Here is a 16,071-nt window from a genome sequence, read left to right as displayed (position 1 = left end):
CCGGGCGCTCGAACGCCGCGTCAATGGAGCCACTCGAGCGGTATCGACCGATCATCGACGACTTCGAGGCGTTTCTCGCGGCCTGTAAGCGGCCGCTTGGTAACGCCGTTCGGATCAACACGATCAAGACTTCGGTCGAGCGAGCGCTCGAGACCCTCGAGGAAGACGGTCTCGAGTACGAGCAGGCCGACTGGAACCCCCGCGTGTTGCGCCTGGAGACGGGATCACCGGGATCGACGTGGACGTCGTTTCACGGCTTCACACACGGGCAGGAAGAAGTCTCGGCGGTGCCGCCGGTCGTCCTCGACCCCCAGCCCGGCGAACGCGTCTGGGACAGCTGTGCCGCGCCGGGCGGGAAGGCGACCCAGCTCGCGGCGCTGATGAACGACGAGGGGACCGTCGTCGCCAACGACAGCAACCTCGGGCGGATCTCGGCGCTGCGGTTCAACGCCGAACGCCTCGGTGCGACGAGTCTGGCCGTAACCAACGACGACGCACGAAACTACTCGCTGAACCGCTTCTCCTTCGACGAGTTCGATCGCGCGCTCGTCGACGCGCCCTGTTCCTGTGAGGGGACGATCCGGAAGAACCCCGACGCCCTGGACAACTGGTCGGAAGATCACATCGCCTCCGTCGCAGGGATCCAGAAGGGCATTCTCCGACGGGCCGTCCAGGCGACGCGCGAGGGCGGCACCGTCGTCTACTCGACGTGTACCTTCGCCCCCGAGGAGAACGAGGCCGTCATCCAACACGCATTAGACGAGGAGGATTGTCGCGTCGTCGACTTCGACCTCGGCCTCGAGCATGCACCGGGGCTGACCGAATGGGACGACGAGACCTACGACTCGAGTCTCGAGCGGGCGGCACGGATCTACCCCCACCACAACGACACCGGCGGCTTCTTCGTCGCGAAACTGGAGGTGACTGCCTGATGGCCGACGACACCGACTCGGGCCTCGAGCGAAACGACGGGCAGCGATTCGATCGCCTCCCCCCGACACCCGACGAGCGCACCGTCGAGGGTCGCGTCAGCCGCGAGGAGGTACTCGACTACTTCGCGGATCGCTTTGGCATCCCACCCGAGACGTTCGACGACCACACCTTCTGGGAGAAAGGCGCCGGCAAGATCTGGATCTACGGCGGTGAGGCGCCGACGCCGCTCGAGATCGAAGCGATCGGTATGACCTGTCTGCGAACGCGACAGGAACACTGGAAGCCGACGACCGACTTCGTCCAGCGCTTTGGCGATCACGCTACCGACTGTGTGATCGACCTCGACCGCGAGGAAGCGCAGGCGTTCGCCGCCGGCGAAGACCAGGCCCTCGAGCGCTGGGAGGGTGACTGGGGCTACCTGATCGCCGCTCACGAAGTGGCCGGCGAACTCGAGGCGCTGGGTATCGGACTCTACGTCCACGGCGAACTGCGCTCGATGGTGCCGAAGGGGCGACAGCGAGAGCTGTAGCGTTGCAGTGTTGTTGTCGGATCGACTCTCGGTCAGCCGGTGAGATCGGGTAGTTCTGCCTCGATTTCCTCGCGTCGGTCCTCGAGCCACGCCGGCAAGACGAGTCGCTCGCCGAGCGCCTCGAGGTCCTCGTCGACCGTGTAGCCGGGCGATTCGGTGGCGAACTCGAAGAGGACGCTCTCGTACTCCCGGGCGTAGACGGATTCGAACCACGTTCGGTCGATGACCTCGGTCGGTCGTAATCCGCGATCGATCAGGAACTGGCGCCACTCGTCTTGTTCGTCGTCGTCGACCCGGAAGGCGACGTGGTGGACGGTCCCCGCGCCGGGGATCCCGGGTCTCGCCTGTGGCTCTTCGACGATATCGACGACGTATCCCAGGTCGCCGCCGGCCTCGTAGCGCAGTCGCGTGCCGTCGCGATTGGTCTGGCGATAGCCCATCCCCTTCAGCAGGTCGCCGGTCGCGTCGCCGCTCGTCAGCGAGAGCGTCACGCCGAAGAAGCCACGAATCGCATGGGCGTGGGGTACCGGGCTCTCCGGGAGATTCGCGGGCGGGGCGTCCGCGCGAGCGACTAACTCGAGTGGGAGGCCGTCTGGATCGGTCGCCGGTAACACGGTGTTCCCGAACCGGTCGTGTGGCGACCCGGGATCGGCATCGGCCTCAGCGAGTCGATCCCGCCAGTACTCGAGCGAGCCGTCGGGGACGAGAAACGAGACCGTACTGACCTGTCCCGTCCCGACGCGGCCGCCGTCGGCGTCTGGATACGGGAAGACGGTCATGCCCGTCCCCGGTGTCCCCTCGTGGTCTCCATAGAAGAGGTGATAGACCGACACGTCGTCCTGGTTGACGCTTCGTTTGACGAGTCGCAGACCGAGCGTCTCCGTATAGAACTCGACGGTGCGCTGTGGATCGCTCGCGACGGCAGTCACGTGGTGGATTCCGGGGGTGGCAGTGGGCATGGCGAGTGGCGCCTACACCGCCAGCCGAAATAAAATACTGTTGTGAGAGGGCGATGCCGTGGTCACGCCGCCGCTGGCGGCAACGTCGCCTCGGCGAACCAAAACGCCTCGACCGCCCGGCCCAGTTCGGTGAACTCGTCCGGATCCGTCGGCTTCGTAAGATAGGCGTTCGCACAGAGTTCGTAACTCCGGGCGACGTCTTCGGTCGCCTCCGAACTCGTAAGGACGAGGATCGGCGGCGCGGTGAGGTCCGAATCGCTCTCGACCGTCTCGAGGACGTCGAAGCCGCTTTTCCGAGGGAGGTTCAGATCGAGCAACACCAGGTCGAGTTCCGGCGTGTCCTCGTTTTGCTGTCGCGTGTACAGGAACTCGAGGGCTGCGTCGCCGTCGTGGACGGTGTGAAACCTCGTCTCGACGTCCACCTCCCGGAACGCCTCCTTGACGAGACGGACGTCTCCGGGATTGTCCTCGACAAGCAGGATCCGTATCGGTTCCGACGGCTGGTCAGTCACGGCTCGTGCGTTTTTGATACCTCGCCAGCATAAGGCTGTGCACTAACAGCATTGGGTCGGCCAGTAGTAGAATCCGTTACACCGTGACCTTGACCTCCTCCCTCGGCTAAACAGTAGTTGCTGATTCGATCAGGAAAACCGCGAGAATGGAATTTCCGTATCGGCCCTAGCTTCGTGAAACTGTTCCCAGGGCTAGCCAGAGAGTGCAACAACTGCCAAATCATCCCGTCAGCCGCTGTTCTCCCAGTCTTGCCAGTATTGAGGGACGTACTGACTCGGGCTGATCAGCCCGAGTCAGTCGCCGAGACAACCGCTATCCGTACGGTATTTGGCCGAGAAACGCGCGAAACAGGGCGGTCGGGACGACTGGGTCCGTCCCGACTGCCCACCGTGGTCTCACGAGCAGATTTGTCAATACCCACAGATTGTACAACGCAACAGCGAACAGGAAGTAGAACAGCCGTACTGAGAACGTCGGTGAGGACGTTCTTGGGAGAAACTCAGTGATCTTGCGATAGGACGTTTCGATACCCCAGCGACGACGATATGCTTCAGCTAGCGGACGAGCGATCTCGACGTCGGCACTGACGTCGAGATCGCGGTTGGTGACCAGACAGAAGTGGTCGTCATCTCGTGTTCGATGCGGAACGACGACGAGCCGGACTGACGTCCGGCCCGTCGGGTGGATTCGATCGAGCCATCTCGTACTCTGCGATGAACGTATCACTGTCGTGGTCGTCAATGAATTGCTGTACCTTTCGTGTTTGCGGCGCACGCATCAGGAACTCAACGTCGAGATCTTCGAGCGTCAATGCGAGGTGAACGCGATAGAAGCCACGATCGAGGTAGAGCCGGTTGATGTCGGCGTACTCGCGGACTTCTGAGACGAGTTGGCGGAGCGCCTCCGCCAACTCGTCGGTATCGCTCCCCCCAACGCTACCGATCCAAGCGTGAATCGAACGCTCGGATCGACAATACAGACGGTAGCGAACTTGTATGCACGATCGGTGCCTTGGATTGGATTCGTTGTACAGACGTGAGGTGTCTCTTCGTCCCCGTATAAAGCCAGTCGTGAACATCGATTGCGACGTCGACTGGCCGGGTAAACACGCGGTTGCGAGCTGCTTCGTCGAGGATTGCGTCGCGGACGCGGTCGAACCTGGTTGTCGACCGCGTCCGCGTTGAGTCCACGCAAATGGTAGAGAAGCGCCCGCGCAAGCGGATTTCGAGCGGTTGCGTCAATAGAAATATCGTCGCCACGGACAAGCTGATAGGCTTTCGCGCCAGTATTGGCGAACTCGTTGTCGAAGGCGATCCGAGTGAGGACTCGCTGGAAGTCCTCGCTTGGATACGTCCCATTCGCAGCGATCCCGAACTCAAGTTCAGGAAACAGTAGTGACGACGCCGCACGGGTCACCTGCGTTGCCTCGCTTGTCTCGACCATATGAGACAACGACCGCGACGATAATCGTTGTCTGGCCACTTCAGCAACTACTGTCAAACCGTGGGACGATCCGCGGACGCTCGCACATCTGTACCACGATTACGACCACACGCTCGTCAAGCTCGCCGATTGCTTCCCCGACGGGCCTGGTGCGGAGACGATTCGCCGTCGGATGGGCCACTACGGGATCAATCGGGACGGACAGACACTTGCCGATCGGCTTGCAGAGCCCGAGATCGGTCCCGAGGATGTCGGACTCTCGGCGATGACGGACGACGAATCGATCGCGAAGTTTAGCAAGCGTGGGGGATCGGTATGACCGAAGCAACCCGACAGGACAAGCAATTTGTGCTCTCGAGCGCGACGACTGCAAGACCGGCTCGCGGAGATCCCACCAATTAGTGCGATCGACAACCCTCTCGACTACGACTACGATTTCGAGAGTCTGGATGGTACTATAGTAACAACTGAAACGATTTACACACCGATCGCACAGCTGTCGTGCGATCGGGTGTTCATTGACTTTCAGTGGCTACTATAGCGCCGGCTCAAGGAAAGAGTATAGTGAACTGATGCATAATTCGAGATGAAGGGTCGTTGTCGTGCATGGACTTGATTTCTTCATTCTTCTCGATTAGAGGCCACGATAAGCCACCGCTATCACGTGGCTTCTCGCTTAGTTAAAAACAGAACTCAATAACTAATATCATTAAGTTTCCAAGAATAATGCTAAAAATATTCCAGATTATCCAAGTATATGGTGGTGATCTATAACTATAATATATTTTACATTTTTATATAATACTTTCTCCATCAGAAACATTATCCGGGAAGTAATTCATTATTACTAACCATATAATTATTGTATTATGGGTCGCAGAATCCCTGTTAATAAGAATCGAAGAAAAGTGCTAAAGGCACTAGGTACAGCATCGGTTGTGAGTTCTGGATTTGCGGTTACCGGAGGTGCATCACGCGGTTCTAGATTTGAGGGTATTGCATACGATCCTTACACCCACGAGATCTTGGGTGAAGCATCTGCTCAACTCAATCAGAACTCTGGAGAATTTGTTGGAAATCTCCGAGTTAATGGAAGAAGTTATAATATGAATCAAAATACCCCTCATTCTAATTATAATAATAATGATCTAAAGGCCCAATCCTTCAGAGAACTTACCCAGAAAGAGGATGAGGTCTATAATGAACTAATCAAAGCAATAGTCCCTAATAAGGGTAATATTACTGGCTTCGTTCGTTCGCCAGAGTCACTGGAGAGAACAGCATTTGTGCTAGATGATACTCGAAATGGTGGGTATGATAGGGTTCTGAATCTTCTTGAAAAAACTAAAGGAGGAGAAAAATAATGAGTCGTCTTGAACCTCCTGGTTCTTTTGAAATTATCCCATCTGGAATCAAAACTAGACAAAGGAATGATTTTTCTGGAACGATCGATGGAGCGACGTATGAATATAGAACATATATATTAGCAGATACTAAGGTAGATAGTTTTGATAATCCGTTAGAGCCGTCAATCCCTTCAGGAAATGAAACCACGTGGGCATTCATGTGGCATTATGATGACGAACCCGAATTATCAGAGAGTGCGGAGGATGATTCCAAAATATATAATTGGATTGCTGATAATATGGTAGTATCACTAGAATATGGTGATAATAGATTTGATAATCATATAGATGTTCAAGATCCATATCCAACTGAAGATGATGACTATACTTCAATTGAAATAGCTCTTGGCGCAGGCCTTGGCCCAATTTCAGCCAGTAGTGATATACTGACAAGGTCGTTTCCTGCCGACAGAGTTACGACCGATGATGAGGATTATCAATACACCGAGTGGGAAATTCCAGTAGATGGATTTCCTAGTGGTCAAAGGGATGCTGCAGGGGTTGCATTTGATATGTCTGGTGGGAATAGTTATACCGAATCTACACTTTCTGCGGAGTGGTCTCGGGACGCTACGTTATACGAGATCGATAGAAATGGATATAGTACTATCTATACCGCTGACGACGGTGAGTTGCTTGAGCTTGATGTCGACATTGTACCAGATAATGAAGACATTTGAGTAGTTTATCTGAACAGCCTAAATGAAAAATTTTTAGTGACTTGTTCTATATATATTGTGTAACAGAATGAAGCAACATATAATTACCATAGCAATATTCACTTTGGGAATAATATTACTACTAAATACTGTTTATTTGTATCCCGATGGGGGTGGTGACGGAGAAATGACCTATTATGTGGACAAAATAGAAAATGAGTCTGCAGCAGAAGCTGCGCTTTTGTCATCAGAACAAGTATTAAACTGTCCCGGTGCTAGAGAATGTATATTCGAAGAAGAGATTCTTGAAGAAGGGTCAATAGAGTATAATGGGAGTATTGATAGAGGCCCCTCGTATCCTGTTATTCAACATGAAGAAGACGTATATATTCCAGAAAGCAATATAAATAATGGTACGACAGAATTCACATTACGAGAGACATCTAATATTAATGCAATACCTCATGCTGCTATCCCGGCCGAAGATCGTCCTCCAGAAGTCAAAGAGGCTGTCAAGACGGGATCAACCACTGTCTATGATGAACGAGTGGAAACTTTTGAGCGAGGTGAAATTATTGAATATGAAAATGAGTATTATTTCAGAACAGGGACTCTGAATCAACCAGCTCCTTGGATAGCAAGTGATGGTCTTATTCCGGTCCGAATAGCTCTGTTTGCCATAGGAAGCGGATTGGTCTTCTATGCTGGAAAAAGACTAAATTCTACTGCCGGATAGAATGAGTGGACTGAGTCTGATTTGAGACCCAAAAGAATGGCCCGGGGCAGGTATTCCTGCTCTATGGTGGTGACACGATAACCTATCGATGGTCGCAACTGGCCGCCCCCGAGATCGCTCCCGAAGATGTCGGACTCTCGTCGACGACGGACGACGACTCACACACGCAGTTCTCGAAGCGAGGCAAGTGGGCATGAGTTACTCCCGTCTACCAGATGATGAACAGGCGACGCAAGCGGACATCGAACAGGTGATGCAGCGCTCGAGCGCGACGACGATCGCGAGACAGAATCGCGGAGGTACTACCAGTGACCACGACTGACAACCCGTTCGATTACGATCATGATCTCAAAGCCCCGCATCACAACCAGATTGATCGCGACCTTGTGCACACGCTCGTTGACGTCAACGATGCGCCCACCGAGCTAGCGATCTATCCCGAGACGACAAACGACGAACTACTGAATCGCTGGATCGTGGCGACCGGCGCCGAGTCGTTTGTTGACCTTGCGGACCGGAGATAGACTGCGCCGGATCACAGCTAATTCCTTGAGTACTGCGCTGGAGTCGTCCTGCGATGGTGGCATCATGGCCCAAGACGACACCGCTTCAATCTCCTCTCGGGTTTTCGGTGTCCTGAGACAGTCCCACAGCGAATTCGTTCACGGTGGGTGAAATCCAAGTTTCAATCCCTTCTCGGGTTTTCGGTGTCCTGCGACCGGCGGGCGATACCGCATCGACTATAAAGCCGTGGGCTTTCGCCTCGATACCCTGTAATTCCCGGCGTTCACTCGAGCGAGTCCCGAATCGCCGTCGCGGCCCGCTCGAGACGTTCCCGCTCGGTGGCCGTAAGCTCCCACTCGACGATTTCGGCGACGCCGTCGCCGTCGAGGACCACTGGAACACTCAGGCTGACGTCCTCGAGTCCGTACGCGCCGTCAAGCGGCGTCGAGAGACAGACTGGCTCGTCCGGGTCGGTGCCACCCTCGAGGAGCCGCGAGACGAGCAAGGCGACGCCACGACCGGTGACCCATCGCGAGGAGTCGTCGCCGCCGCGTTTCTCGATGACGTCGTAGGGGATCGACCGGACGGCATCGAGGATCGCCTCGCGTTCGGCCGCCGAGAACGAGACCGGATCGCCGTCGACGGTCGCCCGTGAGAACAGCGGGACCATGTGTTCCCCGTGTTCCCCGAGGATCGGACAGGAGACGTCGGCCGGCGAGACGTCGCCGTCGACCCGTCGGGCCAGTTCGTCGGCGATCCGTGCGCTCTCGGACAGCGAGTAGCCGAGGAAACACCGCCGTGGCCAGCTACTCGACTCCCAGAGCCGGTGGGTCACCCGATCGGACGGGTTCGCGACGACGACCGTCGGGGTCGGTTCGGCGCTTGCAAACCAGTCGCCGAGCTCGGCCGCCAGCTCGAGGTTCTCCTCGAGGACCGACAGGCGACCACCGCGTTCGAAACTTCCCGGATCGCGCGGTGCGCTGGCCGCGACCACGACGACGTCGGCGTCGTCGACGAGCCCGGGATCGGTTCCCGTTTCGGTGTCGACGACCTCGAGGGAGCCGGGCCGGGCGTCGTCGAACGCCGGCCGGCCAACCGCATGGGCGGCGTGACACCGAGCGTGGTGGATATCGATCGCGTGTCCCTCGGTTACGTCCGTCTGCGGATCGGCGAGAGTCAGATCCGCGGTCGGATGCGTTACGGCCAGCGTGTACGCGACGGTGGCACCGATCGTTCCGCCGCCGCCGATGACGAGAACGTGCATGATCGACGATTACGTTCCGGCGTAAAGAAACTCCTTGTCGTGGGTTCGGTCGGCGAGTCGAGTCACCGGGATCTGAAGCTACAAGGGGTCCCTGACGAAAGCGACAGTCGTGGACACCGCTTCCGGGTCGTCGATGCGGAGCCGCATCCTCGCCGTCTGGAGACGCGTGTTCGATCTCTCCTGGCCGGTGATGGCCGAACAGGTGCTTCGGACGCTGATGCGGACGACGGACCTCATCGTCGCGGGGTTTTTCTCGCCTGCCGCCGTCGCTGCCGTCGGACTTGCGGATATCTACGGCCGACTGCCGCTGTGGTTCGGCCTCGGCGTCGGCGACGGCGCGATCGCACTCTCGAGTCAGGACACCGGTAGCGGCCGGACGGCCAATCGCGACGAGGCGGTCAGTCAGGCGCTGTTGCTCGGCGTCCTCGCGGGGCTTCCCTTCGCCATCTTCGGGCTCGTCGGGAGCTTCTGGGCGATCGAGGTCCTGGGCGCCGACGCGGAGACCGTCCGCCTGGGCGGACTCTACCTGGCGATCATCCTTCTTACGGCGCCGGCGTTTCACGTCACGATGATCGCCGCCCGATCGATCCAGGGGACCGGCGACACCAAGACGCCGATGTACGTCAACGCGGCAGCGAACGCGCTCAACATCGCTCTTACCGTTACGCTCGCGTTCGGGCTCGGCCCGTTCCCCGAACTCTCGGTCGTCGGCATCGCCGTCGCGACAGCAGTCGGCGACGTGCTGGCGGCGCTGACGTTTCTGATCGTGATCTACAGCTCCTGGAGCGAACTGTCGTTCGTTCGACCGACGCAGTTGGTGATCATGAAACAGCTGCTCGTCATCAGCGCACCGCGAGTCGCCGAGGGGATCACCGAACTGATCGCCGAGTTCCCGTTCAACGCGATCCTGCTCGCGTTCGGCACTGAGGTCAACGCGGCCTACCACATCGGTCGCCGGGTGTACCAGCAGATCTCCTCGCCGCTCTCGCGGGGGTATGGCACCGCCGCGAACATCATCTCCGGACAGGCCCTCGGTCGCGGTGATACTGACGCGGCGTACTTCAACGGCCTCGCCGCTGCGGCCCTCGCCGTCCTCACTGTCGGTAGTCTCGGCGCCGTGATTTTCGTCGCCGCCGAGCCGGTCGTCCGCGTGTTCACGAGCGATCCGACCACGATCGGCTACGCCACCGACTTCGCTCGAGCCTACGCCATCTCGACGGTCCTCATCGCCTGTTACGTCGTCCTCGCCGGCTCGCTGCGGGGCGGCAGCGAGACCCGGCCGCCGTTCGTCGCGAAGCTCACCGGCGCCGTCGTCTTCCTGCTGGGGACGACCTACCTCTTTGGCGTCCACCTCGAGTACGGCGTCGTCGCCGCCTACGTCGCAGTCGTCGCCGACTTCGCCTGGCGAAACGTCGTCGTCAGCGCCGTCTACCTCCGGGGTAACTGGCTCGAGCGCGGAACGGAGATGATGCACGAACGGGGGAGTTTGTCCGTCGAGACCGATAGCAAGGAGTAACGACCGTTCGGCAACTGCCTGCCGGTAGCCGTCGATGAGGGTGTCGTCGAACTCCGCCCACAGTGTTGGTTCTACTCGCTTTTCCCGTGAACGGATCGTTGCGTCGGTCTGTTTACTGATCGGTTGAGAAGACGATCTCATGTTGCTTTATCGAAATACAACTCGTGGTCTCGATCATGGTGGTCAGCTTGGCTGCGTACGTGTACGCGTCGGTTCGAACACCCGTCGGCGGCCAACAGTTGTCGTCGGCTATGGGCCGCCGTCGACCGGGTCTCGAAGTCAGGAACGGCGACCTGTCAACACCGAGAATCCCTCGGTACGATGCGGTGAGTCCACTGACAAGCCATCGGTCACCGCGTCCGTGGCAGTTGACGAACTCGCTGATTGCCGATCGATTCGTGGAAAGGGAGACTCTCAGACGACAACCAATCCAGTCACGACAACGTATCCGCCTACGAACACCAACACGGTGGGAACGAGCCATCGGTCGAGCCGATCAGAAATCCCGTCGACAGCGACGTGATACACGATCGAGAGCGCCGCGAGGAACACGATTCCAGCACCGATGAGATACACACAGACGATGAGCGTCAGCTCTGTCGTCGATAGGTCGGCGAAAAACGGGATGAACACTGCGAGGTTTTCACCGCTGAGACCGATTCCTGCGACGGTGACCACACCAATACGTCCAGTCGAGTTTGGCACGGCCGGCGTTCGCTCGATACTCGCTTCCGGTGGGCGACGAAGGAGGCCCCAGAGACCGATACTGAGCGGGACGACTCCCAGAAGAAACGTCCATTCTTCCAGGAGTTCAGCAGCGACGATGGCCCCGATGACCGCAGCGATGAGGCCGATACAGAAACCAACGTAATGCCCGACGAAGACCTCCCAAATCCGATAATCGTTGTCCGCACAAAACGCGCTGATGACGATCAGCGTATCGAGGTGGGTCACACCGAACAACCATATACCCAAAAGTAAGATTTTCTCCACGGAACATCACATTTATCACACCGAAACCGTATATCGGTTCCCCCTCCGCAAGTTCCGATCTTCGTGTTCCTGTATCGAACGCCCGCTACGTTCGTGAACCGAACGAAATCTCACGCTACGTTCGCCAGCCAGCATTGCTAGAGCCGATAAAGGCGGAAAGCTGACAACATGACATCACTAGTTTCTATCTTCGAATTCATAAATAAATCACATTCTGAACTTGAGGGAAACGTATATATGATAATTCGAAATACTGACGGTGTATCATGAAACGCCGTACCACACTGAAAACGATCGGAGGGATCGCAGGTACAGTAGCGCTCGGGCCAAGCGTCGTAAGCGCGGACGAATCGTGGCCACGCGAGGAAACGGGTCTGTTCCTCACACACCAGCAGGTACAGGACGAGCTGGATAGCATCCAACGACGCTCACGAGTCGAGTTCGAACTCGAGGATATCGGTGAGAGCTACGAGGGTCGCGAGCTCACCGTTGCTCGCATCGGTGAAGGTGATACGGATGTTTTCATCACTACCGAACAGCACGGTGACGAACCGACGGGAACGCTGGCGGCGTTGCGAGACTTAGAAGAGTTCGCGGTGACGAACAGTCCATACGCGCGGACGGTCCGGGAGAATTTGACCGTTCACGTCCTCCCGATGCACAACCCGGACGGCGCGATGCGCAACCAGCGTGAGAACGCTCTCCCGGAGGACTATACGTGGGAGGACCCATATTTCGGCGAGCAGACTGGTCCGGCAGATCCGAATCGCCAGCACTACTTCGGGTTCACCGAGGACGAGCTCCAGGAGCTCGACGGCGATGACTTCGACGCCGATGTCGGGATCCCGGACGAGAACCCATCGCCGGAGACGCAGGCGATGCTGGACTACGTGCTGGATCTCGAGCCGCTGTGGGTCGCCGACCTGCATACGCAAAGCGGGATGTACCACAACGACAAGGAGAACCCGGGACATCTCGACCACTCCTCGAACGCCTGGCCGTTCAATCCGAACATCGACGAGGAGGGCCGCAACATCTCGAAACGAATGAATGTCGCGATGTACGACCGGGGATCGGATGTTGCCAACGCGAACGTCACGCTATACCACATCGGCGGCACGACGGTCAATATCGCGCGCAACGCCTACGGTGCCTACGGTTTCGGCAGCGTTCTGAACGAGATGACTGGCCAGACCGGTGACCGTGGCGAGCGTCGAGAGGGACAGATGGTACGGATCGTTCGTGAAGAGAATCGGGCGATCCTCGAGGAGACCGCCGATGAGTCACTCTTCGAACGCGATCCCGATCGGACCGAGGAAATTCCCGACCGGGGCGAGTGGGCAGAGTGGCCTTGGCAGCGCGAGCAACCGGAGTAGCCGGCCTCCTCGGATTTCGTTCGTGACGGTGAAGCGAGTGCTGGTGTGTCACATCCGTTGTGACCCAGCCAGATGCTGAAACTGCGTGAGAACTACGAGAAGGAACGCCGCCGATTCGCCTACTGCTCTCGCTCGACGATCGTCCCACCGGCCAGCCCGTCCCACTCGACGCGATAGCCCAGTTCCGAGAGGATCGCACTCGAGTCGCTTACGCCGTGTGAGTCGAGGACGTCCTCGGCGTCGTCGAGGTCCATTCCGACTTCGATGGTCTCATCGAGTGACTCGAGAACCGAGGGTCGAACGAGCGTGCGACCGACCCGTCGGTGGTCGGGAAAGGCGACGTCGGCGAGCGCGTCTTCACTGACGCCGTGGCGATCGGCGAGGGCCTCGAGGGAGAGGACGTCCTTGTCGGGACACAGCTGTGCGGGCAACGCAGCGGCGCTTTCCGCGACCAGCTGGCGTTCGTACTCCCGGAGGACGCCGGCGACGTCTTTCACCCGGACGGTATCCGAGTAGGGGATCGCCCGGAAGTCACGCGCCGCGATCTCCTCGCCGACGCCAAGCGACTCGTCGACGGCGACGATCAGTTCGACGTCCTCGAGGTCCTCGAGTTGGGCCAGCTTCTTGTCGACGTACTCGGGCGTCCAAAACCCCATGATCTCGAAGTAGACGCGAAAGGTTCCGTGTGCGTACTCGAACGCGAAATCCGGGATCATTACCCGTGTTCCCGTCGCCAGCGGTTCGGGTTCGCGGACGAGGTCCCACTCGAGGTCGAGCGCCGAGAACCGGGCGGCGAAGTCGGCCTCGACGCTGCTGTCGAAGCGCACGTCGGCAACCGGCTCGGCGTCGGGCACCCGAACGGGGTCCTCGTGAATAAGCGAAAGCGTCCGTTCGGTACCGCGGTCGTCGATCGTCGCCTCGAGCGACCACGCCTCGGCGCCGGCGATCGTCCGCAGGAGACGCGCAAAGCGGGTGCCGTACCGCCGGGTCGCCCGGAAGAGGTGGGTCGGTCCGGTGACGACGACTTCGCGCTCGGCGATGTCGTTACCGCCACCGTCGTGTCCGTCCAGTCGCCGGATCTCGTACATCAATCGCAGACGCTTGATCGCCGAAATCAGCGCCTTCGGATCGCTCGAGCGCACCCGAAGCTCGGTCGCGTCGAACAGTGCGGTCTGGGAAAGCGAGAGATTGTACTGCGAGAGGAGATCGTCGGGGTCCCACCGTGACGTCAGTTCCGTGAGGACCTGTCGTTCCTCGAGGTCGGCGTACAGTGCCGCCTCGATGGAATCGGCCGAGACGCCGAGCGACTCGCCTGCGCGGTACAGCGCCGTCGCGCGTTCGTCGTCGGTGACGACGTCGACGGTTTCGGCGGCCTCGAAGGCGGCTCGACGGGCCCGCTCGGGATCGACTGGCGCCTCGGTCTCGAAGGTTGCGTCGCGCTCGAGCAGGGCCGCGAACCCCCGGACGAGTTTGAAGTCCTCGGCGTCGCGTTCGAGGTCGGTGAGTGCGTCCTCGAGAGTACCGCGGGTCTCACCGACGTGCCCCTGGTAGGTGCCGATGACGCGGGCCGCGAGGGGACGGTGTTCGCGGCCGGCGAACTGGAGGTGGTAGCCGCCGCCGGCCCGGGAGACGCGCAGCAGGTCCTTCGTCAGCATTCGACTCGAGATCGGTGCGGCGAGGGCAAAAGCACGGCGCTCCCAGGAGCCCGTCTCGAGACGACAATCAAGCGACGAGAGTACGAGAGGGGACGGTGAAACGCCGGTATGGACGACGACGGCACGGGGGGTCGCGATGACCCGCGATGGGGCGGTCGTCGTCAGCGCCGACGGCGTCGTCCAGCGCCAACTGGTTCGGTTCAGCGACCTGATGCCGAGCGAACTCGAGGCTATCGGCGAGTGGAACCCGAGGACGGACTCCTGATACGCATACGCCAACGGCCGACCGGCTTCTGAGCCCGCCATCTGGCATAGACACGCCGTGGAACTAAGTCCCAATTCGTCGAGAATCGAACCGTGCTGGCGGCGCTTCACAGTTCTGACCGGAGGTATCCATGACCGATCTCGGCTACCACGTCTCCCACGAACAGTTCGCCCCGAGTTCCCTCCTCGAGTACGCTCGGCTCGCGGACGAACAGGGGTTCGACCACGCGCTGGCTTCGGATCACTTCCATCCCTGGAGCGAGGACCAGGGCGAGTCGGGGTTCGTCTGGTCCTGGCTGGGTTCAGCGCTCGAGGCGACCGATCTCACGTTCGGCACCGTCAACGCACCCGGCTACCGCTACCATCCCGCGATCATCGCCCAGGGAGCGGCGACGCTGCGCGAGATGTATCCCGAGCGCTTCTGGCTGGCCGTCGGCAGCGGCCAGCTGTTGAACGAGGGGATCACGGGCACGGATTGGCCGGTCAAAGAGGAGCGCAATGCCCGTCTCGAGGAGTGTGCCGACATCATGCGTCGGCTGTGGGACGGCGAGGAGGTAACCCACCACGGCCGGATCGATGTCGAGCGTGCCCAACTCTACTCCCGCCCCGAGACGGCGCCGCCGCTGATCGGCGCCGCTCTCTCCGAAGAGACCGCCGCGTGGCTCGCCGAGTGGGCCGACGGAATGATCACGATCGCCACACCCGACCACGAGAACGACGCCGCCCGCGTCGAGGCGTTCAAAGAGGCGGCGCCGGAGAAGCCGGTCTATCTGAAGGCCCAACACTCCTACGACGACACCGACGATGCTGCCCTCGAGGGTGCCTACGACCAGTGGCGCACCCAGTGTGTGCCGGGCACGGTGACCCAGGAACTGCGCACGCCCGAGGACTACGACGAACTGACCGAAACCGTCGACGAGGAGCAAGTCGAAGCGAACGTGCGGGTCTCGAGTGACCTCGAGGATCACATCGAGTGGCTCGAGACTGATTTCGACCTCGACGTGGACCGGGTGTTCGTCCACAACGTGAATACGAACCAGGAAGCGTTCCTCGAGGTGTTCGGCGAGGACGTGCTTCCGTCGTTCCGGTAGGTCGAAGACCCCCGTCGCTCATGCGAATCGGACCCGCCACTTCCGGTTCAACGAACTCGAAGACCCCGAAGCGATTCCCAAAGGCGAGGACTTCGCGAGCGTCGTCGAGTCGGACGTCCCGGTTGTCTGCCAGCACACGCGACTGGACTCGAGACAGGCCGAGAACGCACTGCTCACGACGATGGCATACCCGGGTGAGTGATCGTGGTCCGGGACCCGGACGCGGAAGC

At 59.4% G+C, this 16,071-nt stretch carries 17 protein-coding genes and 1 pseudogene; 12 read left to right on the top strand and 6 right to left on the bottom strand.

The genetic code is table 11. The features are described 5' to 3' along the window. Positions 1-23: 23 nt before the first annotated feature. Together RBH26_RS15675 and RBH26_RS15670 are read left to right on the top strand one after the other, a co-directional pair. Complete coding sequence (locus tag RBH26_RS15675; RefSeq protein ID WP_306759317.1) at positions 24-932, top strand: RsmB/NOP family class I SAM-dependent RNA methyltransferase; 909 nt, start codon at positions 24-26, stop codon at positions 930-932. Continuing rightward, on the top strand, positions 932-1,462 hold the full coding sequence (locus RBH26_RS15670; RefSeq protein WP_306759316.1) for a hypothetical protein: 531 nt from the start codon (positions 932-934) through the stop codon (positions 1,460-1,462). Before RBH26_RS15675 ends, RBH26_RS15670 begins: the two co-directional genes overlap by 1 nt. Positions 1,463-1,494: 32 nt before the next feature. On the opposite strand, the gene RBH26_RS15665 is transcribed toward RBH26_RS15670, so the two are convergent. From RBH26_RS15665 to RBH26_RS15655, 3 genes are all read right to left on the bottom strand, one after another. Further along, complete coding sequence (locus tag RBH26_RS15665; protein WP_306759315.1) at positions 1,495-2,421, bottom strand: VOC family protein; 927 nt, start codon at positions 2,419-2,421, stop codon at positions 1,495-1,497. Between the two features lie 62 nt (positions 2,422-2,483). Beyond that, the gene (locus RBH26_RS15660; protein ID WP_306759314.1) at positions 2,484-2,933 is read right to left on the bottom strand and encodes a response regulator; all 450 of its coding nucleotides are present in this window, start codon (positions 2,931-2,933) and stop codon (positions 2,484-2,486) included. Between the two features lie 626 nt (positions 2,934-3,559). Next, positions 3,560-3,844, bottom strand: coding sequence for a hypothetical protein (locus tag RBH26_RS15655; protein ID WP_306759313.1), 285 nt, complete (start codon positions 3,842-3,844; stop codon positions 3,560-3,562). Between the two features lie 705 nt (positions 3,845-4,549). On the opposite strand from RBH26_RS15655, the gene RBH26_RS15650 reads away from it, so the two are divergent. From RBH26_RS15650 to RBH26_RS15630, 5 genes are all read left to right on the top strand, one after another. Next, on the top strand, positions 4,550-4,696 hold the full coding sequence (locus RBH26_RS15650) for a hypothetical protein (protein WP_306759312.1): 147 nt from the start codon (positions 4,550-4,552) through the stop codon (positions 4,694-4,696). 550 nt (positions 4,697-5,246) lie between these two features. Beyond that, positions 5,247-5,741 carry a hypothetical protein gene (locus RBH26_RS15645; protein ID WP_306759311.1) on the top strand — a complete coding sequence of 165 codons (495 nt, stop codon included), beginning with the start codon at positions 5,247-5,249 and terminating at the stop codon, positions 5,739-5,741. Beyond that, positions 5,741-6,463, top strand: coding sequence for a hypothetical protein (locus tag RBH26_RS15640; protein WP_306759310.1), 723 nt, complete (start codon positions 5,741-5,743; stop codon positions 6,461-6,463). The genes RBH26_RS15645 and RBH26_RS15640 overlap by 1 nt, the downstream gene beginning before the upstream one ends. 67 nt (positions 6,464-6,530) lie before the next feature. Continuing rightward, positions 6,531-7,178 (top strand): hypothetical protein, encoded by a 648-nt coding sequence (locus tag RBH26_RS15635; RefSeq protein ID WP_306759309.1) that lies wholly within the window; start codon positions 6,531-6,533, stop codon positions 7,176-7,178. 308 nt (positions 7,179-7,486) lie between these two features. Continuing rightward, the gene (locus tag RBH26_RS15630; protein WP_306759308.1) at positions 7,487-7,702 is read left to right on the top strand and encodes a hypothetical protein; all 216 of its coding nucleotides are present in this window, start codon (positions 7,487-7,489) and stop codon (positions 7,700-7,702) included. Positions 7,703-7,965: 263 nt separating this feature from the next. Here the strand turns inward: RBH26_RS15630 and RBH26_RS15625 are convergent, their stop codons facing one another. After that, positions 7,966-8,946, bottom strand: a complete 981-nt coding sequence (locus RBH26_RS15625; RefSeq protein ID WP_306759307.1) for a lactate dehydrogenase — start codon at positions 8,944-8,946, stop codon at positions 7,966-7,968. A gap of 190 nt (positions 8,947-9,136) precedes the next feature. Here RBH26_RS15625 and RBH26_RS15620 point away from each other — a divergent pair, with 190 nt between their 5' ends. Next, entirely contained in the window at positions 9,137-10,462 is a 1,326-nt protein-coding gene (locus RBH26_RS15620; protein ID WP_306759361.1) for an MATE family efflux transporter, read from the top strand. A 414-nt stretch (positions 10,463-10,876) separates the two neighbouring features. On the opposite strand, the gene RBH26_RS15615 is transcribed toward RBH26_RS15620, so the two are convergent. Continuing rightward, a complete protein-coding gene (locus RBH26_RS15615) occupies positions 10,877-11,416 on the bottom strand; it encodes a cadmium resistance transporter (protein ID WP_306759306.1) in 540 nt (179 codons plus the stop codon). 305 nt (positions 11,417-11,721) lie between these two features. Here RBH26_RS15615 and RBH26_RS15610 point away from each other — a divergent pair, with 305 nt between their 5' ends. Then, positions 11,722-12,831 carry a M14 family zinc carboxypeptidase gene (locus tag RBH26_RS15610; protein ID WP_306759305.1) on the top strand — a complete coding sequence of 370 codons (1,110 nt, stop codon included), beginning with the start codon at positions 11,722-11,724 and terminating at the stop codon, positions 12,829-12,831. Positions 12,832-12,950: 119 nt separating this feature from the next. Here the strand turns inward: RBH26_RS15610 and RBH26_RS15605 are convergent, their stop codons facing one another. Further along, positions 12,951-14,486, bottom strand: coding sequence for a DUF790 family protein (locus RBH26_RS15605; protein ID WP_306759304.1), 1,536 nt, complete (start codon positions 14,484-14,486; stop codon positions 12,951-12,953). 136 nt (positions 14,487-14,622) lie between these two features. Between RBH26_RS15605 and RBH26_RS15600 the strand changes: the two genes are divergently transcribed. From RBH26_RS15600 to RBH26_RS15590, 3 genes and pseudogenes are all read left to right on the top strand, one after another. Then, on the top strand, positions 14,623-14,751 hold the full coding sequence (locus RBH26_RS15600) for a hypothetical protein (protein WP_306759303.1): 129 nt from the start codon (positions 14,623-14,625) through the stop codon (positions 14,749-14,751). 130 nt (positions 14,752-14,881) lie between these two features. Continuing rightward, complete coding sequence (locus tag RBH26_RS15595) at positions 14,882-15,841, top strand: TIGR03885 family FMN-dependent LLM class oxidoreductase (RefSeq protein ID WP_306759302.1); 960 nt, start codon at positions 14,882-14,884, stop codon at positions 15,839-15,841. A 22-nt stretch (positions 15,842-15,863) separates the two neighbouring features. Beyond that, a pseudogene (locus RBH26_RS15590) lies at positions 15,864-16,043 on the top strand (sensory rhodopsin transducer); the annotation flags it as partial. Positions 16,044-16,071: the final 28 nt, after the last annotated feature.

Source organism: Natronolimnohabitans sp. A-GB9 (assembly GCF_030848565.1).
GTDB lineage: Archaea > Halobacteriota > Halobacteria > Halobacteriales > Natrialbaceae > Natronolimnohabitans.
The sequence above is the reverse complement of the archived record's forward strand: the minus strand, read 5'-3'. Positions and strand labels throughout refer to the sequence as shown.

Coding starts and splice junctions, on each gene's coding strand:
- RBH26_RS15670 (WP_306759316.1), top strand. CDS start 932: ATGGCCGACGACACCGACTCGGGCCTCGAGCGAAACGACGGGCAGCGA.
- RBH26_RS15625 (WP_306759307.1), bottom strand. CDS start 8,946: ATGCACGTTCTCGTCATCGGCGGCGGCGGAACGATCGGTGCCACCGTC.
- RBH26_RS15675 (WP_306759317.1), top strand. CDS start 24: ATGGAGCCACTCGAGCGGTATCGACCGATCATCGACGACTTCGAGGCG.
- RBH26_RS15665 (WP_306759315.1), bottom strand. CDS start 2,421: ATGCCCACTGCCACCCCCGGAATCCACCACGTGACTGCCGTCGCGAGC.
- RBH26_RS15610 (WP_306759305.1), top strand. CDS start 11,722: ATGAAACGCCGTACCACACTGAAAACGATCGGAGGGATCGCAGGTACA.
- RBH26_RS15600 (WP_306759303.1), top strand. CDS start 14,623: ATGACCCGCGATGGGGCGGTCGTCGTCAGCGCCGACGGCGTCGTCCAG.
- RBH26_RS15595 (WP_306759302.1), top strand. CDS start 14,882: ATGACCGATCTCGGCTACCACGTCTCCCACGAACAGTTCGCCCCGAGT.
- RBH26_RS15605 (WP_306759304.1), bottom strand. CDS start 14,486: ATGCTGACGAAGGACCTGCTGCGCGTCTCCCGGGCCGGCGGCGGCTAC.
- RBH26_RS15635 (WP_306759309.1), top strand. CDS start 6,531: ATGAAGCAACATATAATTACCATAGCAATATTCACTTTGGGAATAATA.
- RBH26_RS15645 (WP_306759311.1), top strand. CDS start 5,247: ATGGGTCGCAGAATCCCTGTTAATAAGAATCGAAGAAAAGTGCTAAAG.
- RBH26_RS15620 (WP_306759361.1), top strand. CDS start 9,137: ATGGCCGAACAGGTGCTTCGGACGCTGATGCGGACGACGGACCTCATC.
- RBH26_RS15650 (WP_306759312.1), top strand. CDS start 4,550: ATGGGCCACTACGGGATCAATCGGGACGGACAGACACTTGCCGATCGG.
- RBH26_RS15640 (WP_306759310.1), top strand. CDS start 5,741: ATGAGTCGTCTTGAACCTCCTGGTTCTTTTGAAATTATCCCATCTGGA.